The 22,763-nt window shown below is 64.8% G+C and carries 21 protein-coding genes and 1 pseudogene; 14 read left to right on the top strand and 8 right to left on the bottom strand.

Translation table 11 applies throughout. The annotated features are described in order from the left end of the window. Positions 1–9: 9 nt before the first annotated feature. The 4 genes from ACV17W_RS03645 to ACV17W_RS03630 form a co-directional block, all read right to left on the bottom strand. On the bottom strand, positions 10–816 hold the full coding sequence (locus tag ACV17W_RS03645; RefSeq protein ID WP_462595098.1) for an enoyl-CoA hydratase/isomerase family protein: 807 nt from the start codon (positions 814–816) through the stop codon (positions 10–12). Between the two features lie 28 nt (positions 817–844). Next, positions 845–2,785, bottom strand: coding sequence for a TRAP transporter large permease (locus ACV17W_RS03640; protein ID WP_462595097.1), 1,941 nt, complete (start codon positions 2,783–2,785; stop codon positions 845–847). After that, positions 2,782–3,405, bottom strand: coding sequence for a TRAP transporter small permease subunit (locus ACV17W_RS03635; protein ID WP_462595096.1), 624 nt, complete (start codon positions 3,403–3,405; stop codon positions 2,782–2,784). The genes ACV17W_RS03640 and ACV17W_RS03635 overlap by 4 nt, the downstream gene beginning before the upstream one ends. Before the next feature lie 124 nt (positions 3,406–3,529). After that, complete coding sequence (locus tag ACV17W_RS03630; RefSeq protein WP_462595095.1) at positions 3,530–4,654, bottom strand: TRAP transporter substrate-binding protein; 1,125 nt, start codon at positions 4,652–4,654, stop codon at positions 3,530–3,532. Between the two features lie 387 nt (positions 4,655–5,041). On the opposite strand from ACV17W_RS03630, the gene ACV17W_RS03625 reads away from it, so the two are divergent. The 6 genes and pseudogenes from ACV17W_RS03625 (at position 5,042) to ACV17W_RS03600 (ending at position 11,003) form a co-directional block, all read left to right on the top strand. After that, the gene (locus ACV17W_RS03625; protein WP_462595094.1) at positions 5,042–6,646 is read left to right on the top strand and encodes an ABC-F family ATPase; all 1,605 of its coding nucleotides are present in this window, start codon (positions 5,042–5,044) and stop codon (positions 6,644–6,646) included. 146 nt (positions 6,647–6,792) lie between these two features. Further along, positions 6,793–7,551, top strand: a complete 759-nt coding sequence (locus tag ACV17W_RS03620) for an ABC transporter ATP-binding protein (RefSeq protein ID WP_462595093.1) — start codon at positions 6,793–6,795, stop codon at positions 7,549–7,551. 81 nt (positions 7,552–7,632) lie between these two features. Then, the gene (locus ACV17W_RS03615; RefSeq protein WP_462595092.1) at positions 7,633–8,631 is read left to right on the top strand and encodes an ABC transporter substrate-binding protein; all 999 of its coding nucleotides are present in this window, start codon (positions 7,633–7,635) and stop codon (positions 8,629–8,631) included. Beyond that, entirely contained in the window at positions 8,628–9,401 is a 774-nt protein-coding gene (locus tag ACV17W_RS03610; RefSeq protein WP_462595091.1) for an ABC transporter permease, read from the top strand. The genes ACV17W_RS03615 and ACV17W_RS03610 overlap by 4 nt, the downstream gene beginning before the upstream one ends. Positions 9,402–9,433: 32 nt before the next feature. Continuing rightward, positions 9,434–10,300 carry a type 2 periplasmic-binding domain-containing protein gene (locus ACV17W_RS03605; protein WP_462595090.1) on the top strand — a complete coding sequence of 289 codons (867 nt, stop codon included), beginning with the start codon at positions 9,434–9,436 and terminating at the stop codon, positions 10,298–10,300. 116 nt (positions 10,301–10,416) lie between these two features. Beyond that, positions 10,417–11,003: pseudogene (locus ACV17W_RS03600) on the top strand (IMPACT family protein). A 163-nt stretch (positions 11,004–11,166) separates the two neighbouring features. Here the strand turns inward: ACV17W_RS03600 and trxA are convergent. The 3 genes from trxA to ACV17W_RS03585 form a co-directional block, all read right to left on the bottom strand. After that, positions 11,167–11,544, bottom strand: a complete 378-nt coding sequence (gene trxA / locus ACV17W_RS03595; RefSeq protein ID WP_462595089.1) for a thioredoxin — start codon at positions 11,542–11,544, stop codon at positions 11,167–11,169. Between the two features lie 120 nt (positions 11,545–11,664). Next, positions 11,665–12,687 (bottom strand): LLM class flavin-dependent oxidoreductase, encoded by a 1,023-nt coding sequence (locus ACV17W_RS03590; RefSeq protein WP_462595088.1) that lies wholly within the window; start codon positions 12,685–12,687, stop codon positions 11,665–11,667. 256 nt (positions 12,688–12,943) lie between these two features. Next, positions 12,944–14,236 carry an NCS2 family permease gene (locus ACV17W_RS03585; protein ID WP_462595087.1) on the bottom strand — a complete coding sequence of 431 codons (1,293 nt, stop codon included), beginning with the start codon at positions 14,234–14,236 and terminating at the stop codon, positions 12,944–12,946. 75 nt (positions 14,237–14,311) lie between these two features. Here ACV17W_RS03585 and tsaD point away from each other — a divergent pair, with 75 nt between their 5' ends. Then, the gene (gene tsaD / locus ACV17W_RS03580) at positions 14,312–15,358 is read left to right on the top strand and encodes a tRNA (adenosine(37)-N6)-threonylcarbamoyltransferase complex transferase subunit TsaD (RefSeq protein WP_462595086.1); all 1,047 of its coding nucleotides are present in this window, start codon (positions 14,312–14,314) and stop codon (positions 15,356–15,358) included. Positions 15,359–15,362: 4 nt separating this feature from the next. Here tsaD and plsY read toward each other — a convergent pair whose 3' ends face one another. After that, positions 15,363–16,004 (bottom strand): glycerol-3-phosphate 1-O-acyltransferase PlsY, encoded by a 642-nt coding sequence (gene plsY / locus ACV17W_RS03575; RefSeq protein ID WP_462595085.1) that lies wholly within the window; start codon positions 16,002–16,004, stop codon positions 15,363–15,365. 177 nt (positions 16,005–16,181) lie between these two features. On the opposite strand from plsY, the gene surE reads away from it, so the two are divergent. From surE to rlmD, 7 genes are all read left to right on the top strand, one after another. Further along, positions 16,182–16,940, top strand: a complete 759-nt coding sequence (gene surE, locus ACV17W_RS03570) for a 5'/3'-nucleotidase SurE (protein WP_462595084.1) — start codon at positions 16,182–16,184, stop codon at positions 16,938–16,940. After that, entirely contained in the window at positions 16,925–17,740 is an 816-nt protein-coding gene (locus ACV17W_RS03565; RefSeq protein WP_462595083.1) for a protein-L-isoaspartate(D-aspartate) O-methyltransferase, read from the top strand. The genes surE and ACV17W_RS03565 overlap by 16 nt, the downstream gene beginning before the upstream one ends. 17 nt (positions 17,741–17,757) lie before the next feature. Then, complete coding sequence (locus ACV17W_RS03560) at positions 17,758–18,612, top strand: peptidoglycan DD-metalloendopeptidase family protein (protein ID WP_462596449.1); 855 nt, start codon at positions 17,758–17,760, stop codon at positions 18,610–18,612. Beyond that, a complete protein-coding gene (locus tag ACV17W_RS03555) occupies positions 18,609–19,391 on the top strand; it encodes a 3'-5' exonuclease (protein ID WP_462595082.1) in 783 nt (260 codons plus the stop codon). The genes ACV17W_RS03560 and ACV17W_RS03555 overlap by 4 nt, the downstream gene beginning before the upstream one ends. Positions 19,392–19,492: 101 nt before the next feature. Beyond that, positions 19,493–20,125: a hypothetical protein gene (locus ACV17W_RS03550; protein WP_462595081.1), complete on the top strand. Its 633-nt coding sequence runs from the start codon at positions 19,493–19,495 to the stop codon at positions 20,123–20,125. Between the two features lie 349 nt (positions 20,126–20,474). Next, positions 20,475–21,224, top strand: a complete 750-nt coding sequence (locus ACV17W_RS03545) for a TorF family putative porin (protein ID WP_462595080.1) — start codon at positions 20,475–20,477, stop codon at positions 21,222–21,224. Positions 21,225–21,307: 83 nt separating this feature from the next. After that, positions 21,308–22,729 carry a 23S rRNA (uracil(1939)-C(5))-methyltransferase RlmD gene (rlmD, locus tag ACV17W_RS03540; protein WP_462595079.1) on the top strand — a complete coding sequence of 474 codons (1,422 nt, stop codon included), beginning with the start codon at positions 21,308–21,310 and terminating at the stop codon, positions 22,727–22,729. The last annotated feature ends 34 nt before the right edge of the window (positions 22,730–22,763 follow it).

Raw genomic sequence — 22,763 nt, 5'->3', positions numbered from 1 at the left:
GCGGCCGCGCTAAGCGTCGCCGTCCTGCATTTCCGCCGGCACCCAGCCTGGCGCGCGCTTTTCCAGGAAGGCCGCGATGCCTTCGCGGCCCTCGTCGGTGGCGCGCTGGGCGGCCAGCCGCGCCGCAGTGTCTTCCATCAGCTGGCCATCGATGGGGCGGCCCGACACGTCGTGGATCAGGCGCTTGGATGCTGCCACCGCGTGCGGCGAGGCCAGCATGAAAGCACCCAGCAAGGTGTTGATCCGGGCATCCAGTTCATCGGCCTCGCAGAGTTCGTGCACGAGGCCCAGGCGCCAGGCCTCGGCGGCTTCGAAGACTTCGGCGGTCAGGAACCAGCGGCTGGCGGCGCGCGGGCCGATTGCGCGTATCACGTAGGGCGAGATCATCGACGGGATCAGGCCCAGGCGGGTTTCCGTCAGTGCAAATCGCGCCTCGCGGGCCGCCACCGCAATATCGCACGCCGTGGCCAGGCCCATGCCACCCGCGATGCATGCGCCGTGCACGCGGGCGATGGTGGGCTTGGGGCAGGTGTAGATGGTGTGCAATAAGGTCGCCAGCCCCATTGCGTCGGATCGGTTGTCGGCTACGCTGGCCTGCGCGCTGCGCCGCATGGCGTTCAGGTCGGCCCCGGCGCAGAACGCCTTGCCGTGCCCGGCCAGCACGATGGCCCGGATCCCGGGGTCTTCACCCAGCGAGGCGTAGACCTCGGTGAGTTCGGCTATCGTGCGTGCATCCAGCGCGTTGCGCACATCAGGCCTGGCCAGCCAGACCACAGCGGTCTGGGGGCCGTACGCAACTTCAACGTTTTCCAGCATCTGCGGCATTCCTTTATGACGTTGGATTTCAGCGGTACAGCACCGTGGGCAACCACAGGCCGATGCCGGGGAACATGTACAGCAGGAAAATGGCCAGTACCTGGATGCCCATGAACGGCATCATGCCCAGGAAGATCTGGTTCAGGGTGACGTGCGGTGGCGAGATGCCTTTCAAGTAGAAAGCCGACATGGCCACCGGCGGAGACAGGAAAGCCGTCTGCAGATTCAGCGCCACCAGCAATCCGAAAAACAGCGGATCAATATTGAACGTGACCAGCAGCGGCACGAAGATGGGCATGAAGATCACGATGATCTCGGTCCATTCCAGGGGCCAGCCCAGCAAGAAAATTATCACCTGGGCAAGCAGCAGGAACTGGATGGGCGTCAGGCCCAGCGACAGCACCCAATCTTCGATGATGCGCTGGCCGCCCAGCAGCGCGAAGGCCGCGGAAAATATCGACGACCCCACGAACAGCCAGCACACCATCGCGGTTGTCTTGGCTGTCAGGAAAACCGATTCTTTCAGCATCGGCAAATTCAGGCGCCGATATGCAAGCGCCAGCAGCGCCCCACCCATTGCGCCCATGGCCGCGGCCTCGCTGGGCGTGGCCAGCCCGAACGTGATCGACCCCAGTACTGCCGCGATCATGACGGTCAATGGGAAGAACGACCCCATCAGCATCTTGAATATTTCCAGGCGGGCCCAGGTCAGCAAGGAATAGAACAGGATCAGCAGCGCCAGGCATATGCCAAAGAAAATCCAATAACCGGCCGGGGTCGGCAGCCGCTGCGCGCCGGTGTCGGCGCCGCTGGCGGGTTCCGGCGCGGCTGCCGCGGCGCCAGGCGGCTCGGCGATACCGGCCGCTGCAGGAGGTTCCGCCAGCCCGCCATCCTCTGCAGGAGGCTCCGCCAGCCCCCCATCGTCTGACGGGGGTTCTGCCAGTCCGCTGTCGTACTCGCCGCCGCTGCCCAGGCGCAGTTCGTCGGGAATTTCGTACACCACGGGTGGCTTTGTCACGGCGTAGTGCACCGTGCCGGTCAAGGCCACGAAGATCAGCAGCGGTACCAGCGCCACGGCCATATTGCGCGACAGGAAGCGCATGCTCACGCCGCTGTTGCGTCGGCCTTTGAACAAGGTGGCGAGCATGCCCGTCATGGCATGGGTGTAACCCTGCCCGGCAATCGTGCTGGCGCCGGCGGGCAGCGCGAGCTGGCGTTCCTCTTTGCTCAAGGGCGGCGCCATGTCAGGCCGCAATTTGGCCACCAGCATGACGTAGCCGACATAAAGGCCTGCCAGCATCAGGCCGGGGAAGAAGGCGCCGGCGTACAACTGCACGACCGAGACGCCCGTGGTGGCGCCGTACACGATGAGCATGACCGATGGCGGCAGCAGGATGCCCAGGCAGCCGCCGGCCGTGATCGAGCCTGCGGTCAAGCGAACGCTGTAGCCGGCTTTCAGCATCGCAGGCATGGCCAGCAGGCCCATCAAAGTCACCACGGCGCCGACAATGCCGGTGGCCGTGGCGAAGATCGCACAGGTGGCCAGCGTCGCCACCGCCAGTGCGCCGGGCAGTCGCGCCAGCGCCAGGTGCATGGAACGAAACAGCTTCTCGATGAGGTTGGCCCGTTCGACCAGGTAGCCCATGAAGACGAACAGCGGCACCGAGATCAGCGCGTCGTTGGTCATGGTGGCGTAGGTGCGTTGCACCATGAGGTCCAGGGTCTGCCTCATCGACTGCTGGGCGTCGGCATTCTGCAGGAAGTAGGCCAGAAAGGTGAATATCACCCCCATCCCCATCAGCGTGAACGCAGTCGGGAAGCCCAGCATGATCGCCACGACGATGAGCGCCAGCATCAGCAGCCCGATGTGCCCGGTGGTAATGTCGCTCCAGGGGGTCAGCAAGCCGATCAGGCCCAGCACAATGCCTATGCAGGACAGGCCGAACCACAATGCTTTGTGGATTTTCATTTGGCCTTCTCCCCATCGACGACATAGCGGTCGAGCTCGACGATGTCCTCGTCCTTGACGTGCACCATCTCTTTCAGCTTGTCGACGTCGACTTCCTCAACGTCTTCTTCCCGGGAGGGCCATGCGCCGTGGCGCAGGCACAAGGCGCAGCGGGCGATTTCGGCCAGGCCCTGCAGCAGCAGCACGGCGCCTGCAAGGGGAATGAATGCCTTGAAGGGGTAGATGGGTGGGCCATTGGCCATCAGCGATGAATGCTCGCGGATGGCGATGGATTCGCCGGCGTAATACCAACCGGCCCATACCAGGGCCACGACGCCGGGTATGAAGAAGGCGATGTACAGCACAATGTCCAGCGCGGCCTGTACCCGCGGCGGCAGAAAGCCATACAGAATGTCGCCGCGCACATGCCCGTTCTTGGCCAAGGTATAGGCGCCGGCCATCATGAACAGCACTCCGTAGTACATGAGCTGCAGGTCGAACGCCCACGCGCTGGGAGTGTTGAACAGATACCGGGCCATCACTTCCCAGCATATGTGCACGGTGAGTACTACGATAAGCCAGGCAAAGGCCTGGCCCACGAAGGTGGACAGACGGTCCACCAAACGTATCAGCTTGAGCATCGGGTGCAGTCCACATCAGGATAGGGGCGCCAGAACGGCGCACCCGCCCGCCGGGCCGGGGTGCGAATCCGGCCACGGAACCAGGCGGGTGCGGGGTCGCGGCAGACCATCAGCCGGCCGTAACTCAGGCCGACGGCTTGCGGGCGAAGTAGTGGTTGAACGCCATCCGGAAGTTGACGGACACGTCGTTTTGCCAGCGGCCCGCGCGTTGCGCGAAGGCGCGTTGCGAATCCAGCACCTTCTTGAACAGGGGGTTCTCGGCCGAGCGCTTTTCGATCATCTCGTCCCAGATCTTGAGCTGCTGCTGCAAAATGGCGTCCGGCGTCTTGTAGAACTTGACGTTGTGATCCTGCTGCAGCTTGATGTAGTCGGCCGAGTAGCGATCAGCGGCCTTCCACGACATATCCGCGCTGGCGGCCTGCGCGGCGTAGGCCAGCACATGCTTGAGGTGCTTGGGCAACGATTCGTATTTTTTCTTGTTGAACAGGATCTCGAACTGCTCGGCGCTCTGGTGAAAGCTCTGCAGCATGCAGATCTTCGACACGTCCTGGAAACCCAGCGCCAGGTCCGATGACGCGTTATTGAATTCGGCGCCGTCCAGCAGGCCGCGGTCGAGCGCGGGTACGATTTCGCCGCCGGGCAGGGCGTTCACCGCCGCGCCCATGGCCGAATACATGTCGATGGCCAGCCCCACCGTGCGGAACTTCAGCCCCTTGACGTCTTCTGCCTTGGTGACGGGCCGCTTGAACCAGCCGAAAGGCTGGGTCGGCATGGGGCCATACATCATCGACACCACGTTGACGCCCATGGCTTGCTGGATCTCGGTCAGCAGTTCTTTGCCGCCGCCATATTCGTGCCATGCCAGCAGCATGTTGGCGTCCATGCCGAATGACGGGCCCGAGCCCCACAGGGCCACGGCCGTATTCTTGCCGTACCAGTACGCCACCACACCGTGGCCGCCGTCCAGGGTGCCGGCCGACACCGCGTCGAGCAGGTCAAAGGCCTTCACGACGGCTCCCGCGGGCAACACTTCGATCTTCAACTGGCCCTCGGCCATGTCGTTGACCTTGCGGGCGTAGTCCTGCGCGAACTCGTGAAAAATATCGTTGGAAGGCCAGGTGCTCTGGAATCGCAGTGACACAGGCGCGTTCTGGGCCCGGCTCACCGCCGGAAAACCCAGGGCCGCCGTGCCGGCGATCGATGTCGCGCCGGCAATGAAACGGCGACGGGAAGTAGTGGGGTGTTGCATGGCTTGTTGTCTCCTGATTGGACTGCGTGAACCAGCTTGTTGTGAACAACTTGTTGGTGCAAGAACAAAGCGCAATGCATGGTGCGGGCGACCCGGAAGCGAGCGGACTGATGCGGATGGGTCGCAAGGCGATTAAACCGTGCTGCACGTGATCTGACAATTATCTGGCGCTCGGTGATAACCCGTACGGCAGGAAAAAGAGCAGGGCACGCTGCATGGCCCAGGCGCATACTGTGGACGGTGACTTTGTGTCGCCGCGGTTCGCCGTCGCGCAGCTCGGGGCTCGCGGCTCGCGGCGCGGCCGGATTTCCGCGGGGGCATGCCCGGCTGCTACACTACCCGGTTTACCCAACGCGTCCGTCTGACGCCTGTCTTCATTCCACATCCGTGATTTCTACCGCCAATCTCACTATCCAGTTCGGTCCCAAGCCCCTGTTCGAAAACGTCAGCGTCAAGTTCGGGGAAGGCAACCGATATGGGCTGATCGGGGCCAACGGCTCGGGCAAGTCGACGTTCATGAAAATCATCGGCGGCGACCTCGAGGCGTCCGCCGGCAACGTCTCGCTCGAACCCGGAGTGCGGCTGGGCAAGCTGCGCCAGGACCAGTTCGCCTACGAGGACCTGCGCGTGCTCGACGTCGTGATGATGGGCCACACCGAAATGTGGTCGGCCATGACCGAACGCGACGCCATCTACGCCAACCCCGAGGCCACCGAAGACGACTACATGCGTGCGGCCGAGCTCGAGGCGAAGTTCGCCGAATACGACGGCTACACCGCCGAAGCCCGTGCCGGCGAACTGCTGCTGGGGCTCGAATTCGCCGTCGACCAGCACCAGCTGCCCATGCGCGAGATCGCGCCCGGCTGGAAGTTGCGCGTATTGCTGGCCCAGGCCTTGTTCTCGAATCCCGACGTGCTGCTGCTCGACGAGCCCACCAACAACCTCGACATCAACACCATCCGTTGGCTCGAGACGGTGCTCAATGGCTACCAGAGCACGATGATCATCATCAGCCACGATCGTCACTTCCTGAACCAGGTGTGCACGCACATGGCTGACGTCGATTATGGCGATATCCGCATCTATCCGGGCAATTACGACGACTACATGCTGGCCTCCACGCAGGCGCGCGAGCGGCTGGTGGCCAACAACGCCAAGGCGAAGGAGCGCGTGGCCGAACTGCAGGATTTCGTGCGGCGCTTCTCGGCCAACAAGTCCAAATCGCGCCAGGCGACTTCGCGACTGAAGCAGATCGACCGCATCAAGTCCGAGCAGGTCGAGGTCAAGCCGTCGTCGCGGCAGAACCCTTACATCCGCTTCGAGCAGAACAAGGTCATGCACCGTCTGGCGGCCACCATCGAGCGCCTGTCCAAGTCGTACGACGCGCCCGTCATACGCGACTTTTCCGCGATGATCGACGCTGGCGAGAAAATCGCCATCATCGGGGCCAACGGCGTGGGCAAGTCAACCCTGTTGCGCATGCTGGCGGGTGATCTCGCGCCCGATTCCGGCTCCATCAAGTGGTCAGACAACGCCGATCTGGGCTACATGGCGCAAGACGTCTCCGACCAGTTCCAGCAGGGCGACATCAACCTCTTCGACTGGATGGGTGAACACCGCCAGCCTGGCGATGACGACCAGTCCATCCGCTCGGTGCTGGGGCGCCTGCTGTTTTCGGCCGACGACCTGCCCAAGGCGCCGCGGGTACTGTCGGGCGGCGAGAAAAACCGCATGACCTTCGGCCGCCTGATGTTGGGCAGGCACAACGTCATGTTGCTTGACGAGCCCACCAACCACCTCGACATGGAATCCATCGAGTCGCTGCAATTTGCGCTCGAGAAATACCAGGGCACGCTGATTTTCGTGTCGCACGATCGTGAATTCGTGTCGGGCCTGGCCACTCGCGTCATCGAGATCCTGCCTTCGGGAGAGATCGTCGATTATCGCGGGGGCTATGAAGACTATCTCTCGTCGCGCGGTATCGAAGGCTGACAGCCGGGTGGAGCAGTCCAGGCGTCTGCCCACCTCTCACTTATAACCAAAAGTTGTTAAAGAATTATAAAATTATTGTTTGGATTCATATAACGGATTGTTAGATTAGGGCTTCCGTTTCCACGCCAGCGCGCGAGCCCGTCTTCATGAATCTGACTTTCGACCACGTCCACAAGAACTTCGGCGCATTGCAAGTCGTGGACGGGTTCTCCAGTGAATTCAAGACCGGCGAACTGGTCGCGCTGGTGGGTCCGTCGGGTTGCGGCAAGTCCACCTTGCTGCACATGGCGGCCGGCCTCGAATCCCCCAGCCAGGGCAGGGTGCTTGCCGACGGCAAGCCCATCACGGGCCCGCATCCCAGCCGCACCCTGGTATTCCAGGAGCATGCGCTCTACCCCTGGCTGACACTGCGCGACAACGTGTCGCTGGCTCTCGAATTCCAGAACGTGGCCAAGGCCGAGGCCCGCGAGAAGGCGGTGGCCTGGCTGGCGCGCGTGGGCCTGACGGGCTTCGAACACTACTATCCACAACAGGTGTCGGGGGGCATGCGCCAGCGGGCCGCGCTGGCCCGTGCCTTCATCGCGCAACCGCAGACCATGCTGATGGACGAGCCTTTCGGCGCGCTTGACGCTCTTACGCGACTGAGCCTGCAGGATGTGCTGCGCCAGTTGATCCAGCAGGAAAAGCCCTCGGTGCTGCTGGTCACGCACGATGTCGACGAAGCGCTGTTCCTGGCGGACCGGGTCGTGGTGTTCAGTGCGCGCCCGGCCAAGGTGCTGCGGGAGTTCAACCTGCAACACCGCCGCAAGACGCACGACCTGGCCGACCTGGCCGGCGAAAAGCGCGAAATCCTGAGACTGCTGGGCATCCAGGTCGCCGACGGCGACGTCGCGCTGGCCGCCTGAACGGCCTGATGGTGCCGTTGGCCGTCGGCACCGTCCCGTTGATCCTGATTCCTGATCGTTGACGTACCGGAGAGCAAGATAATGAAACTCAAGCACTGGCTGGCCCTGACGCTGGCCACCGCCCTGGCTGCGGCTGCGCCCGCCATGGCCGCCGAAAAATTCCGCGTCGGCTACCTTCGCGTCATGGATGACGCGCAAGCCATCGTGGCCCAGGAGGGCGATTTCTACAAGAATGCGGGGCTGGACAGCGAACTGGTCGAGTTCAAGTCGGGCACCGACCTCATCAAGGCCATTATCGGCGGGCAGCTCGACATAGGCGTGCTGGGCTTCACCAACGCCGTGGCCTGGGCGTCCAAGGGTGCCGACCTGAAGGTCGTGGGCGGCGCCCAGCAAGGCTATCACTCGCTGCTGGTGCGCGAAGGCACCGGCATTGACGACATCGCCGGCCTGAAGGGCAAGACGCTTGCTTCGCAAAGCGAAGGCAGCACCGCCGACGTCGTGCTCAAGGGCGTGGTGCTGAAGCAGGGCGGCCTGCAGCCTTCGGACGTGAATATCATGGGCGTGAGCCCGGCCGTGGCCGTGCAGTCGCTGGTGGGCCGGCGCGTGGACGCGGCGTTCCTCTTCGAACCCTATGACCGCATCGCGCAACTGGTGGCGCCCGTCAAGCAGATCTACGAGGTCGGCCAGGCCTGGCCCTTTCCGTGCATGGTGGTGATCACTTCAGGCGAAGTGCTCGCCAAGCGCAAGGACGACGTCTGGAAGGCGCTTGATGCGCAGAAGGCGGCCATCGACCTGCTGCAGCAGGATCCCGAGCGCGCAGCCGGCCTGATTGCTTCGTACTTCATCGCCGAACCCACGTTGAAGACGCTCAAGCGCGGCGAGCTTGCACGCGAAATCGTGATCACCGAGGCCATCAAGACCCAGGAGTTCACGGCCAAGCTCACCGACAAGGATACGGCGCGCATGCAGGAAATCGCCGACATCCTTCAGGCGCAGGGCTCGCTGAAGACGCGTGACGGCAAGCCGTACGATGTCTCGACCATTGTCGATCTGTCCTGGCAAGAGGCGCGTCAGCTTTGAGCTCATCAACCCGTGTCACCGGCCTGCGCAAGCACCTCGCGGGGGTGCTGGGCGTGGCCTTCATTCTGTTGCTGTGGCAATCGGCCGCCTGGGTGCTGCCTGATTTCCTTATGCCTGGCGTGCCCACCGTGGTGATGCGCCTGGTGCATGACCTGGGCGAACCAGCCTTTCACCAGAGCCTCGCGGGCACGCTCGGCAGGCTGGGCGCGGGTTATGGCCTGGCCCTGCTGGCCGGCATCGGCTTTGGCCTGGTGGCCGCCGTGCTGTATTTTTTCCGCGAAGTGCTGCGCAGCGCCATCGTGATTCTGCAGTCGATTCCATCGATTGCCTGGGTGCCGCTGTTCTTGATCGTGATGGGCTTCGGCAGCACGCCGATCATCGTGGTTGTCGCGCTCGCCGCGTTCTTCCCGGCCGCGCTCAGCGTCATGAACGCCACCGAATCCGTACAGCGGGTGCACGTGTCGGCGGCCCGCGTCATGGGCGCGACACGCTGGGGCCTGATCAAGCGGGTATATCTGCCGGCCGTCATGCCCGAACTCATCACCGGCGCCCAGCTGGCTTTCGGCAACGCGTGGCGCGCGCTCATTTCGGCGGAGATGCTGATCGGTTTCGGCAAGGGCCTGGGCAGATCGCTGGCGTATTCGGGCGAGATTGCCGATATGACCGGCGTCATGATGAACATCCTGGTAATCGCGATTCTTGCGGCATTGATCGACCAGTTCGTGCTCGAGAACCTCAAGCACCGCCTGCTGCGCTATCAGTACGTCTAACGGGGAGGCGGGCGCAGAGCCCGCCGCGAGCCATGATTCCTGGGTTGAATTTCCTGTTTCGTTGTCTGCGGCCGGCACTGGCCGCATTTGTCGCGGGCGGCCTGTCGGTCTCGCAGATTGCTTTGGCCGCCGGCTCGTCCGGCCTGCCGTTCAAGCAGGCGCGGGATCGCGGCGAGCTGGTGATCGGTGTGCCGTTCCTGGCGCCGCCGGCGGTGGCCGGCGCCAAGGTGCGCACACCCGAACGCCTGGATACGGTCGTGGCGGCACGACTGGGCGAGCAGATGGGCCTGCCCGTCAGGGTCGTGCAGATCGAGCCGGGGCGCCGCGCCGAGGCGCTGGCCGACGGCACGGTGGACGTGCTGCTGGCCGACCGTATTGCCGGCCAATCCGTGCCCGGCCTCGACCGTGACCGCGTCATCGCCGTGCCCGCCCGTTACACCACGCGCCCCAAGGCCGTGATTCGCAGCGATACCGATCTGCGCCAGTGGCATCAATTGCGCGGCCATAGTGTGTGCATGTCGACCGCCGCCTTCCAGGCGCAAGCGCTGGCGGCTCGTTGGGGCGCCACGGTGCGCACGTTCCGTGTGCCTTCCGATGCCTTGGTCGCCGTGCGCGAGGGCACCTGCGACATTGGTCTGGTCGACGACACCGTATGGAGCCCCCTGATGCAATTTCCCGAGTGGAAAAAGTTCTCGGCGACCTTGCCCGTCTCAGGCGTCAACGCCGCGGAACTGGTGTGGCTGGTGCGCGCCGGAGACGACGCTTCGTCGCGCTGGCTGGCCGCCGTCATGCGGCAATGGCAGGACCAGGGAGTTTGGCAGGCCATGGCCGGCAAATGGGCGCGTGACGTGGCGTTCGACGTCTACCTCGACCAGGAAGTACCCGACTGCCACGGTTGATCTCCGGGCCGTCCCGGCACCGCCACGAGATGGGCCGCCGCGAGGCGAAGCGCGCCCCGCAGCAAGTACATGCCTCATGGCCATCGCTTGCGCGGCAAGTCCTACAATAGCCACGTATGAGCCAAACATTGGACGCGGCCTGCGCGTATCACGAAGACATCAAGAAAAGCCGGTTCCAGGTTTATGCGGCGCCCGTGGCCAGCGTAGACGAGGCCATGGCGTTCTTCGCCGCGCGCAGCGATCCGGCCGCCACCCACAATTGCTGGGCATATCGCATCGGGCAGGCCTATCGGTTCAATGATGATGGCGAGCCGGGCGGAACCGCCGGGCGTCCCATACTGCAGGCCATCGAAGGGCAGGGGCTCGATCGCGTAGCCGTGCTCGTCGTACGCTGGTTCGGCGGCGTGAAGCTCGGCGCGGGCGACTCGTGCGCGCCTACGGAGGCTGCGCGGCGCAGTGCCTGCGGCTGGCGCCCAAGGTTCCCATTATCGACACGGCCACCGTGGCCTGCCGTTGCAGTTACGCCGAACTGCCCCTGCTCAAGGCGCGTTTCGCCCAGGCTGGGGCGCAGATAGCAGCCGAGTCGTTCGACGGCGAGGGCGTTGCGCTGACCCTGGCCGTGCCGCGCAATGCGCTAGCGGGGCTCGCCGCCCAGGTGGCCGACATCACGCGCGGCCGTTCAGCCTGGCAGGCGCAAGACTAGCTGCCGGCACGAAACGGCACGCCACGGCGCGGCTTGACGCCGCGCCTGCGCGCAGCGTCGCGACGGCAGCCTCTCATCACAGTCCCGGATCACAGTCCCGGATCACAGCCCCGGATCACAGCCCCGGATCACAGCCCCGGATCACAGCCGCCGTTCTGCCCGCCTATTCTTCGCTGTTGCCCTGCGCGGCGGCGATTTCCTGGTGGACTTTTTCCATGTCGACCGCCTTGATCTTCTCGAGCAGTTCGTCGAGCTGGCCGGCCGACAGCGCGCCGGGCTGAGAGAACATCAATACCTGCTCGCGAAACACCATCAGCGTGGGAATAGAACGGATGCCGAGGGCGCCCGCGAGTTCCTGCTCGACGTCGGTATTCACCTTCGCGAACGTGACATCCGGGTTTTTCTCTGCGGCTTGCTCGAACACCGGTGCAAACCCTCGGCAGGGGCCGCACCACGGCGCCCAGAAGTCGACGATCAGGGTGTTGTCGGGCTGGATGGCTTCCTGGAAGGAGTCTTTGGTGAGTTCAACAATGCTGCTCATGCTGGCGTCCTTGCCGCCGGGTGGGCGGCGTTGATGGCCGGATCGGCCGATTGGGCGGTCGTTCGGGCCTTTGCCCGCCGATCGCACGGTGTCCCGCCGCTGCCGGCGGGTCGGACAGGCCTATGCGGCGGCCTGGTTGGAGGTTCCTGAACCCTGTTTGAGCGAGGCCAGAATCTCGTATGAACGAAGGCGGTCGGTATGGCGATAGAAGTCGGAGACAATCATCACTTCATCGGCTTCGGTCTGGGCGACCAGCGCCTGCAGGCCCCGTCTGACGGTATCCGGGCCTCCCACGATCGAGGCCCCCAGCTTCTGGTGCACGGCCTGGCGTTCCCATTCGTTCCACAGGCCGTCCATGCTCTCGACCGGCGGCTGCAACTGCAGGCGGTTGCCACGGATCAGCGACAGGAACTTCTGCTGCTGAGTGGTGGCCAGATGTTGCGCCTGGGCGTCGGTGTCCGCCGCAATGACCGGCACGCCGATCATTGCGTAGGGGCGTTCGAGCGTCGACGAGGGCTTGAACAGGTGGCGGTAAAGCCGCATGGCGGCCATGCCTTCGGGCGAAAAATGTCCGGCAAAGGAGAACGGCAAGCCCAGCTCGGCGGCCAGCCTGGCGCTGAAATCACTGGATCCCAGCAGCCAGATCGGGATATCGAGGCCGGCACCCGGAATGGCGCGCACCGCCTGGCCCGGCCGTTCGGGCGCCAACAGGGCGCGCAGTTCATCGAGCAGCGCGGGAAATTCCAGTCCGCTGCGCGGACTGCGCCGCAACGCCTGCTGGGTCGCGCCGTCGCTGCCGGGCGCCCGTCCGAGGCCCAGGTCGATGCGTCCGGGGAACAGGCTTTCCAGCGTGCCGAACTGTTCCGCGATGATCAGCGGAGCGTGGTTGGGCAGCATGATGCCGCCCGATCCGACCCGCATCGTCTTGGTGTGCGCGGCAACCTGTCCGATCAGGACGGCGGTGGCGCTGCTGGCGATGCCCGTGATGTTGTGGTGCTCCGCCAGCCAGAACCGCTGGTATCCCCAGCCTTCGACATGGCGGGCCAGGTCAACCGTATTGCGAAACGCGTCCGCAGCCGTACAGCCCTGCACGATGGGCGCAAGGTCGAGCACGGAAAACGGTACGCGGGCCAGATCGGTCATGGGGAGCCTCCGGGGAATTCATGACAATAAAGCGCCCGAAGCAGGGCGCCTATGCGAACACAGACAGTGTATCGGTGAATCGGGCTCCGGGCGCGATCAACCGCACACTCGATCGGGTCGATAGGCTGCGTCAATGGGCACGCAAACCGCATGCCGCCGATCGAGGCGGGGTCGGCACGGGCGAGGCGCCCGGCGTGCCGCGCGAGGCAGGCGAACGCGTCGCGGGCAGCCGGTGCACGGCTGCCCGCGGCGGGCATCACTCAGGAAAGAACGCGTACCGTATGACGAACAGTACGGCCACCAGCCAGGTGGCGGGATGCACTTCGCGCATGCGGCCGGTGCAGGTCTTGAGCACTACGTAGCTGATGAAGCCGAATGCCAGGCCGTTGGCGATGGAGTAGGTGAACGGCATGATCAACGCCGTGAGCGCGGCCGGCGTGGCCTCGGAAACTTCATTCCAGTCGATGTCGATGAGTTCCCGCATCATCAGGCCGGCCACATAAAGCAGCGCGGGCGCGGTGGCATAGGCGGGAACCGACCCGGCCAGCGGCGAGATGAACAGGGCGGCCAGGAACAGAAGCGCCACCACCAGGGCGGTCATACCGGTACGGCCGCCGGCTTGCACACCCGAAGCACTTTCGACAAAGGCCGTGGTGCTGCTGGTGCCCAGTGCCGAGCCGGCCACGATGGCCGTGCTGTCGGCGAACAGCGCGCGGCCCAGGCGGTTGAGCCGGCCTTCGGGCACCAGCCCGGCGCGCTTGGCTACGCCCATCAGCGTTCCGGTGGCGTCGAAGACCTCGACCAGCACGAACACCAGGATCACGTGCACAAAGCCCGTGTGCAGCGCACCCATGATGTCCAGTTGCAGGAAAGTCGGCGCCAGGCTGGGCGGCGCTGAAAACACGCCGTGGAATTCGTTGTAGCCCAGAGCCATCGATAGCAGCGTCACGGCCAGGATGCCGATGAGAATGGCGCCGCGCACCCGCAGAGCGTCCAGGGCGGCAATGATGAAGAAACCCAGTATGGCGAACAGGGGCGCATGGCCGCGCAGGTCGCCCAGCGTGACCTTCGTGGCCGGATGCGCCACCACAATGCCGGCGTTGGACAGGGCAATGATGGCCAGGAACAGCCCGATGCCCGCGGCAATTGCGCTGCGCAGCGAATGGGGAATGCCCTGGATCAGCCAGCTCCGCACTCCGGTAACGGTAAGCAGCAGGAAGATGACGCCGGAAATGAACACTGCGCCCAACGCCTGTTGCCAGGAATATCCCATGGTCGCGACCACGGTGAACGCGAAAAAGGCATTCAAGCCCATGCCGGGCGCCATGCCGATGGGCCAGTTGGCCACCAGGGCCATGATGAGGGACCCGAGCGCAGCGGCCAGGCAGGTGGCCACGAACACGGCGTTGCGATCCATGCCGGTGGACGACAGGATGTCCGGATTGACGAAGATGATGTAGGACATCGTCAGGAAGGTCGTCAGGCCGGCAACGATTTCGGTACGCGGATTGGTACCGTGTTCGCGCAGTTGGAATAGCTTCTCCAGCATTTTTCAGTTCCCCGGTAGATGGAATGCTCGGTGTTATAAAGCCGCCATTTTCGCACCAGATGTAAACTTCCGCCCATGATCATCCTTGGCTTCGAAAGTTCGTGCGATGAAACCGGCGTGGCCGCCGTCTGCACCGAACGCGGCCTGCTCGCGCACGCCCTGCATACCCAGATCGCCATGCACCAGGAATACGGGGGCGTGGTGCCCGAACTCGCGTCGCGCGACCATATCCGGCGCGCGGTGCCCCTGGCGCGACAGGTGTTGGCCGATGCGGGCCTCGGCCTTGATGATGTGGGGGCCGTGGCCTACACCGCTGGGCCGGGCCTGGCGGGCGCCTTGCTCGTGGGCGCCAGCGTCGCGCAGGCTTTTGCCTGGGCCCGGGGGCTGCCGGCCATTCCCATCCACCACCTCGAAGGGCATCTGCTGTCGCCGCTGCTCGATGATCCGCGTCCCGATTTCCCGTTTGTGGCGCTGCTGGTTTCGGGCGGGCACACACAGTTGATGCGCGTGGACGGGGTAGGGCGCTATACGCTTCTTGGTGAAACGCTCGACGACGCGGCCGGCGAGGCGTTCGATAAATCGGCCAAACTGATGGGCCTGGGTTACCCCGGCGGGCCGGCCCTGGCGCGTCTGGCGGCCAGCGGTGATGCAAGCCGGTTCACCTTGCCGCGTCCGATGCTGCACAGCGGCGACCTCGACTTCAGCTTCAGCGGCCTCAAGACCGCGGTGCTGACCCGAGTCAAGGATTGCGAGCGTGCGGATGCCTTCGACGAAGCCGCGCGCGCCGACCTGGCCGCCGCCACACAGGCCGCGATTATCGAAGTGCTGGTGGCGAAGGCGGGGCGGGCTCTCAAGCAGACCGGCCTGAAACGCCTGGTGGTGGCAGGAGGCGTCGGGGCCAATCTCGCGCTGCGCGATTTGCTGGCCAGAACGCTCAAACCGCTGGGCGCACGCGCGTATTTTCCGCCGCTTGCGCTGTGTACCGACAACGGCGCCATGATCGCCTACGCGGCGGCAGAGCGTGTGAAGGCAGGCCTGGTCACCTTGCAGCCCGGTCACCATGCGTTCACCGTTCGACCCCGCTGGGACCTCGCCGACATCAGCGCCGACGCCGCCCTGTAGGGGGCTACGCCTTTTTCTTGCCCCCGATGCGGCTTTCCGTGCCCGCCAGCAGCCGCGCAATATTGGCACGATGGCGGTAGAACAGCAGCGCGGTGATGATGGCGAGCGCGACGCTGACGGGCGCCTGCGCGTACCAGGCCACGCCCGACCCGAACAGGTAATACACCGGGGCGAAGAAGGCTGCGATCAATGCAGCCAGCGACGAGTACCGGGTGAATACGGCGACGATGATCCAGGTGGCGGCGGTGGCCAGCGCCAGCCCGGGGTGGATGGCCAACAGAATGCCCAGCGCGGTGGCCACGCCCTTGCCGCCCCGGAAACCCAGGAACACGGGGTACAGGTGGCCCAGAAATGCCGCCAACGCCACCAGGGCATAGGTATTCCAGGTGAGGCCCGGCGCCAGCGCCTGGGCCAGCCACAGCGCAAACCAGCCCTTGGCGGCGTCGCCCAGCAAGGTCAGGGCGGCGGCGGCCTTGTTGCCTGTACGAAGCACATTCGTGGCGCCCGGGTTCTTCGATCCGTAGCTGCGCGGGTCTTTCAGGCCCATCAGTTTGCTGACCACCACCGCGAACGGAATCGATCCAATCAGGTAGGCCAGCGCAATCAGCGCTGCACTGAAGAAGAACGAAGGGGCTGTCTGCACCATGACTCGGGTCCATTGTTAGAACTTGTGGCTGCGGATTCTACCGCGCGGGCTGCAGCGATGTCTGGGGGTTATCCATGACGTACCTGGCGCAGCGCGTAGTGGTCGACCCACTTTAATGACCCTCGGGGCGGTACAATCGGTCGCGATTCATCAAGCGCGCTTTCTTCTGGATGCACAATGCGGATTCTGGTTTCCAACGACGACGGCTACACCGCGCCCGGTCTCGAGGCGCTGGTTCAGGCCCTGCAGGGTCTGGGCGAATTGACCGTCGTCGCTCCTGAAACCAACCACAGCGGCGCGTCCAACTCCCTGACCCTCAACCGGCCCCTCACGGTACGCACGGCCTCCAATGGCTTCATTTGCGTGAACGGCACGCCTTCCGACTGCGTGCACGTGGCTCTCACCGGCCTGATGGATACCCGGCCCGACCTGGTCGTGTCAGGGATCAACAATGGCGCCAACATGGGCGACGACACGCTGTATTCGGGTACGGTGGCGGCCGCGGCCGAAGGCTACCTGTTCGGTATTCCCGCCATCGCGTTCTCGCTGGCCGAGAAGGGGTGGGCACATATCGAGTCCGCGGCCCGCGTGGCCCGCCAGGTGGTCGAGCGCCAGATCGCCAGCCGCCTGGCGGCACCGGTACTGCTCAATGTCAACATTCCCAGCCTGCCGTTCGAGGCGCTCGATGGCTTCCAGGTGACGCGCCTGGGCAAGCGCCATCCCTCCGAGCCCGTGGTGCGTACCACCACGCCCTACGGTGAAACGGTCTACTGGATCGGGCCGGTCGGGCTGGCCGCCGACGCGACTCCGGGCACCGATTTCCATGCGGTGGCCCAGGGGGCGGTATCCATTACCCCGTTGCGACTGGACCTGACGCAGCACAGCCAGCTGGATGAAGTCCGGAACTGGGCGGAGCCCCTATGCGCAAGCCAGTAAGCCCCGGCGGCCAATCGCCGCGCCCGCGTACGAATCAGTACGGATCGACGGCCCTGGCGCCGGGCATCACTGCGGCCAACAGCAATACCCGGATTTCTCCGCCCACGCTCGCCCGTCCCGCGCCGGCCGGCGGACCCGCGGGCGCCGCGGGCAACCTCGGCCTCAATTCCGATCGTCTGCGCCAGGCCATGGTGCAACGCCTGCGCGCGCAAGGCATCGCCGACGAACGCGTGCTGAACGCAATGGCCGCCGTGCCGCGGCACCTGTTCGTCGACGAGGCTCTGGCCAGCCGGGCCTACGAAGATGCGGCCCTGCCCATCGGGCATTCGCAGACTATCTCTCAACCCTGGGTCGTGGCCCGCATGATCGCCGCCGCCTGCGAGGACCGCACTCCGACCCGGGTCCTGGAAGTGGGCGCCGGATGCGGTTACCAGGCCGCGGTGCTTGCCCAGTTCGTACGCGAAGTGCACGCCATCGAGCGCATACGCGGTTTGTTCGAGCTGGCCCGCACGCATCTGCGCGCATTGCGCCTGGCCACCCGAGTGCGCCTGGTCTATGGAGATGGCATGCTGGGCCTGCCCGGCGTGGCTCCGTTCGATGCTATTGTTGTGGCTGCGGCCGGGCTGACCATTCCGCCCGCGTTGCTGACGCAACTGGCGCCGGGCGGGCGTCTGATCGCTCCTGAAGGCGGCTCCAGCCAGCGGCTCGTCCTGATCGAGCGTACGGGCGCGGCCAGCTGGAAACGCACTGAACTCGAAGCGGTGCGGTTTGTCCCTCTGAGGGCAGGAATACAATCTTGAGCAACCAGGAGAAACACATGCTCAACGGGCAGTTGCCACTGACCGCCATTTCATTTTCCGCGGCGTCTGCCGCGCGTCTGCCGCGAGCCGTCCGGCTTGCTGGCATGCTCAGCCTGGCACTGCTGGCCGGGTGCTCGTTCAATCAGAACCGCGCCCCGGTCGTCGACTTATCGAAACAACCCGCGCCAGGCCCTGCACAGCCCGGTGGTACCTACGTGGTCAAGCCTGGCGATACGCTGTTCCAGATTGCCCGGTCGAATAACGTCGATATCGAGCAGCTCAAGCGGTGGAACAACATCAGCGACCCCAATCAATTGGCGGTGGGCCAGGTGCTGAAGTTGTCGGGCAGTGCGGTGTCGAACCCGCCACCCGTCAACCCGCCTTCGGTGCCGCCCGCCGATAACAAGCCCATCCCGCTCGACCCGCCGGCAGAAACGCCGCCGGCCGTCACCCCTCCGCCTGAAACTCCGGCTCCGGTGCCGACGCCGCCGCGCGCCTCGGATGCCAGCCTCATCAGCTGGGGCTGGCCGTCCAGCGGGCCGATCCTGCAGACTTTCAACAGCAGCACCAAGGGCATCGACATCGGCGGGGCCCTCGGCGACCCGGTATCGGCGGCCGCCGACGGCAAGGTCATGTACAGCGGCAACGGGGTGCGCGGCCTGGGCAACCTGATCATCATCAATCACCAGAACGGATTCATCACCGCGTACGCGCACAACCAGACGCTGCTGGTCAAGACCGGGCAGACCGTCAAGCGGGGGGCGAAGATCGCAGAAATCGGCCAGACCGACACCACCTCGCCCCGGCTGCACTTTGAAATTCGTCGCCAGGGCACGCCGGTGGATCCGCTGCAGTATCTGCCGCCGCGATGACGCCGACGCTGGTCTTCGATCTTGAAACGCTGCCCGACACCGACGGGCTGCGCAAGCTCAACGGGTGGGGCACCGACGTGCCCGATGCCGAGGTCGCCGAGCGCGCGTTCCAGGCGCGACGCGACGCGGTGGGGCACGACTTCCTGCCCCTGCATCTGCAACGCATTGCCGTCATCGGTTGCGTTTTTCGCGACGATCAGGGCTTTCGCGTCAAGACGCTCGGGCAGCCCGACGATTCCGAAGCCACCTTGATCAATCTGTTCTTCAAGACCATCGAGCGCTACACGCCCCGACTGGTCAGCTGGAACGGGTCGGGCTTCGACCTGCCGGTATTGCATTACCGCAGCCTGATACACGGCGTGCCCGCGCCGCGATATTGGGACACCGGCGAGGATGATCGCGAGTTCAAGTACAACAACTACATCAGCCGCTACCACACTCGCCATACCGACCTGATGGACCTGCTGGCCAAGTACAACGGCCGAGCCAATGCGCCGCTCGACGAACTGGCCAAACTTTGCGGATTTCCCGGCAAGCTCGGCATGGACGGCGGGCAGGTCTGGCCCGCCTGGCAGCAGGGCAAAGCCGATGAAGTCCGGGCCTATTGTGAAACCGACGTCGTCAACACCTGGCTGGTGTACTGCCGCTTCCGGTTCCTGCGTGGCGAACTCGATCACGCCGCTTACCAGGCCGAAGTGCAACTGGTGCGCGATACCTTGGCGGCCAGTGATGGCGCTCACTGGCGCGAGTACCTCGCGACGTGGGATGCAGGCGGCTGAACAGCGCAATCAACTGAAATATCGAGCGCTGCACCGGAAACCTGGTTGAAACGAGGCGCGCTCCACAATGGTCTCGCGTTCCACTTTTCCAGGAGACCACTATGTCCCGATTCGCGATCCGTTCCTCCCTCGCCGCACTCAGCCTGGCCATGGCCGCCACCGGCCTGTCCGCCACCGCGGTGGCGGCGCCCGACGCCGATGGCGCACGCCATGAACAGCGTCAGCATCGTGGGGGCAAGCATGGTCACCACCATGCGGGCATGAAAATGCAGGGTGCTTTCATGGTTCCGGGCGTTGGCCCGATCAGCAAGAAGCAGGTCGAAGCGCTGAAGCTCGACGCCAGGCAGCAGGCCGCTTTCGACGCGGCACGCGACGCGCAGGCCGAGCTGCGCAAATCCATGCGCGCCGCCGGAAACCAGCGTCACGAACTGCTGAATACCCAGTTGGCCAGCGGTAAGCTCGATCCCCAGGCGCTCGTCGCGCGCCAGGATGAAGGCAGGGAGCAGTTCCGCGAGCAAGCCGGGCAGGTTCGCGGCAAATGGCTGGCCGCATGGGACACGCTCAATGACACCCAGCGCCAGCAGGTTACGGAACTGGTCAAGGCGCGGCAGGCCAAGATGCAGGAGCGTCGGGCGAAGATGCAGGACCGCTACGCCAAGATGCAGGAACGTCGCGCCACGCTGAAAGACGGCCAAGATGCCAAGGCTGCGCCCACGCAGGCACCGGCGAACTGAGCCCCACCTGTTCCGCTGCGGCCCATGCCGTAGCGGCCGATCTTCACGCGGCCATGGGCCGCGTTTTTGTTGCCTGGGATATCGCGCGGCCCGCATGCCGCGCCAGCGGGAAGGGTATACCCAGTTTGGCGCAAGCGCCGGCGCGTCTTGCGCCTGAATCGTGCGCGGCCCCAGGTTTCTGCACTACGGCGGTGCGGCCGCGCGGCCGAAAGCAAGGGAAAGCCGGGAAAGCGGAGTTGGCACGAAAGGTGCTTTAAGCATAGTCAGCCGGTGCCGCGTCATACTCGCGCGCCGGCGCCAACAGACCGGCATCCCGCCGGCGTTCAGTCCCTCGCACAGGATCCGCACCATGAAACGCACGCTGCTTGCCTTGCCCCTGGCGCTTTGCGCCGGCTTCGCCGCTATTGCCCATGCCGAGACTGATTTGGGTGGCGGATTTTCGCTGAGCGGTAACGCTGCCGTCGTCAGTGACTACCGCTTCCGCGGGTATTCCCAGACCAATTTCCGGCCTGCCGTGCAGGTAGGCATCGATCTGACGCACAGCTCGGGCTTCTACGTGGGCAACTGGAACTCGAACGTATCCGACTTCGTGTTCCCCGAAGGCAATCTCGAAATGGATTTCTACGGCGGCTGGAAAGGGGACCTGGGCCATGGCATCGGGCTCGACGTGGGCGCCTTGTATTACTACTACCCCGGCTCGTCTTCGCCCAAGGGCGGCAACTACAACAACACCGACTTGTACATCGGCCTGAGCTATGGCAGCTATAGCCTGAAATACTCCTACACCCCCAGCGACTTCTTCAGCACCCCGGACAGCAAGGGGACTTGGTATCTGGACGGAACGGCCAATTTCGATCTTGGCGATGGCTGGGGCCTGGTGGCGCATGTGGGCTACCAGAAGTTGAAGCAGCAGGTGGACATGGATGGCAACTCCATCGGGCACTATGTGGACTACAAACTCGGCGTCACCAAAGACCTGAACGGCTGGGTGCTCGGACTGGCCGCGGTTGGCGCCACCAAGGACAACTGGCTGCCTACCAAGAATGGGCACCCCTCGGGACGCCTGGGCGCCGTGTTCTCGGTCGCTCACGCCTTCTAGGCAAGCGCCGCACGGCGGCGCGACGTGCTTCGGCCGCATCTTTTACAATGCCCGGCTGCCGTATTAGCCTGGAACGACCGAAGATGGCCGAAGTACTGAATATCGAATCCCTGGACCTCGAGGCCCGGGGAATTGCCCACCGCGATGGAAAGGTTCTATTCGTCGAGGGGGCGCTCCCCGGCGAGCGCGTCGTTGCAGAAACCGTGCGGCGCAAGCCTTCCTATGAAATCGCGCGCGTGACAGAGGTGCTGCGGCCGTCGCCGTTGCGCGTAGCGCCGCGCTGCCCGCATTTCGGCGTCTGCGGCGGCTGCGCCATGCAGCATCTCGAGCCCAGCGCCCAGGTGGCGATCAAGCAGCGCGCCCTGGAAGATACCTTCTGGCACGTGGGTAAATTGCGTCCCCGACGCGTATTGCCGCCGTTGCACGGCCCGACCTGGGGTTACCGATTCCGGGCACGCCTGTCGGTGCGCGTGGTGCCCAAGAAGGGCGGTGTACTGGTCGGCTTTCACGAGCGCAAGAGCAGCTATGTGGCCGATATGCGTGAATGCCATGTACTGCCCCCGCACGTCAGCGACCTGCTGTTGCCCTTGCGCGCCATGATCGCCCGGATGTCGGCGCCGACACGGCTGCCGCAGATCGAAGTGGCGCTCGGCGAGGGCGTCACAGTGCTGGTGCTGAGGCATCTGGAACCGCTCACCGACGCTGATCTGGCGGTGCTGCGCGAGTTCGCGGCCCGTCACGATGTGCAGTGGTGGCTGCAGCCCAAGGGCCCGGACACCGTACATCCGCTCGAGCGGGCGCATGCCGATACGCTGGCCTACACGATGCCCGAATTCGGCCTGCGCATGCCATACCGGCCCACGGACTTCACGCAGGTCAACCATGCCATCAATCGCGCCATGGTGTCGCGTGCTCTCACGCTGCTGGACGTTCAGCCTGAAGATCGCGTCGCCGACCTGTTCTGCGGCCTCGGCAACTTCACCCTGCCGCTGGCCACGCGCGGCCGCGAGGCCGTGGGTGTGGAGGGCAGCAAGGCGCTTACCGACCGTGCCCTGGAAGCCGCGGAACGGCATGGCCTGGGATCGCGCACGAGCTTCGCCACGCTGAACCTGTTCGAAGTCGACGTGGCATGGCTGCGCGGCCTGGGATACTTCGATCGCATGCTGATCGATCCGCCGCGCGAGGGCGCCCACGCAGTGGCGCAAGCCTTGGCGTTGCTCGAGCCTGCGGAAAGGCCCCGCCGCATTGTGTATGTATCCTGTAACCCGGCTACGCTGGCTCGCGACGCTGCCATCATGGTCCACGAGGGCGGCTATGTGCTCAAGAGCGCCGGCGTGATCAACATGTTTCCCCATACCGGCCACGTGGAATCGATCGCCGTCTTCGAATCGTTGGCCGCCGATGAGGTGCTGGCCGCGCAGCAGCGGGCACGCGACAAAGCCCTGGCGGATGCGCAGGCCGCGGCGCTGGCCTCAGCGGGCCAACCCATGCTCGAAGATTCGTGATACCGCAGGGGGGGCGCTGGCCGGGCCCCTGCGG

Source organism: Bordetella sp. MIP270_01_BMS, assembly GCF_054958705.1.
The sequence above is the reverse complement of the archived record's forward strand: the minus strand, read 5'-3'. Positions and strand labels throughout refer to the sequence as shown.

Coding starts and splice junctions, on each gene's coding strand:
- ACV17W_RS03630 (WP_462595095.1), bottom strand. CDS start 4,654: ATGCAACACCCCACTACTTCCCGTCGCCGTTTCATTGCCGGCGCGACA.
- ACV17W_RS03640 (WP_462595097.1), bottom strand. CDS start 2,785: ATGAAAATCCACAAAGCATTGTGGTTCGGCCTGTCCTGCATAGGCATT.
- ACV17W_RS03555 (WP_462595082.1), top strand. CDS start 18,609: ATGACGCCGACGCTGGTCTTCGATCTTGAAACGCTGCCCGACACCGAC.
- rlmD (WP_462595079.1), top strand. CDS start 21,308: ATGGCCGAAGTACTGAATATCGAATCCCTGGACCTCGAGGCCCGGGGA.
- tsaD (WP_462595086.1), top strand. CDS start 14,312: ATGATCATCCTTGGCTTCGAAAGTTCGTGCGATGAAACCGGCGTGGCC.
- ACV17W_RS03550 (WP_462595081.1), top strand. CDS start 19,493: ATGTCCCGATTCGCGATCCGTTCCTCCCTCGCCGCACTCAGCCTGGCC.
- trxA (WP_462595089.1), bottom strand. CDS start 11,544: ATGAGCAGCATTGTTGAACTCACCAAAGACTCCTTCCAGGAAGCCATC.
- ACV17W_RS03635 (WP_462595096.1), bottom strand. CDS start 3,405: ATGCTCAAGCTGATACGTTTGGTGGACCGTCTGTCCACCTTCGTGGGC.
- ACV17W_RS03605 (WP_462595090.1), top strand. CDS start 9,434: ATGATTCCTGGGTTGAATTTCCTGTTTCGTTGTCTGCGGCCGGCACTG.
- ACV17W_RS03615 (WP_462595092.1), top strand. CDS start 7,633: ATGAAACTCAAGCACTGGCTGGCCCTGACGCTGGCCACCGCCCTGGCT.
- ACV17W_RS03545 (WP_462595080.1), top strand. CDS start 20,475: ATGAAACGCACGCTGCTTGCCTTGCCCCTGGCGCTTTGCGCCGGCTTC.
- ACV17W_RS03585 (WP_462595087.1), bottom strand. CDS start 14,236: ATGCTGGAGAAGCTATTCCAACTGCGCGAACACGGTACCAATCCGCGT.
- ACV17W_RS03620 (WP_462595093.1), top strand. CDS start 6,793: ATGAATCTGACTTTCGACCACGTCCACAAGAACTTCGGCGCATTGCAA.
- ACV17W_RS03565 (WP_462595083.1), top strand. CDS start 16,925: ATGCGCAAGCCAGTAAGCCCCGGCGGCCAATCGCCGCGCCCGCGTACG.
- ACV17W_RS03590 (WP_462595088.1), bottom strand. CDS start 12,687: ATGACCGATCTGGCCCGCGTACCGTTTTCCGTGCTCGACCTTGCGCCC.
- ACV17W_RS03645 (WP_462595098.1), bottom strand. CDS start 816: ATGCTGGAAAACGTTGAAGTTGCGTACGGCCCCCAGACCGCTGTGGTC.
- ACV17W_RS03560 (WP_462596449.1), top strand. CDS start 17,758: ATGCTCAACGGGCAGTTGCCACTGACCGCCATTTCATTTTCCGCGGCG.
- plsY (WP_462595085.1), bottom strand. CDS start 16,004: ATGGTGCAGACAGCCCCTTCGTTCTTCTTCAGTGCAGCGCTGATTGCG.
- surE (WP_462595084.1), top strand. CDS start 16,182: ATGCGGATTCTGGTTTCCAACGACGACGGCTACACCGCGCCCGGTCTC.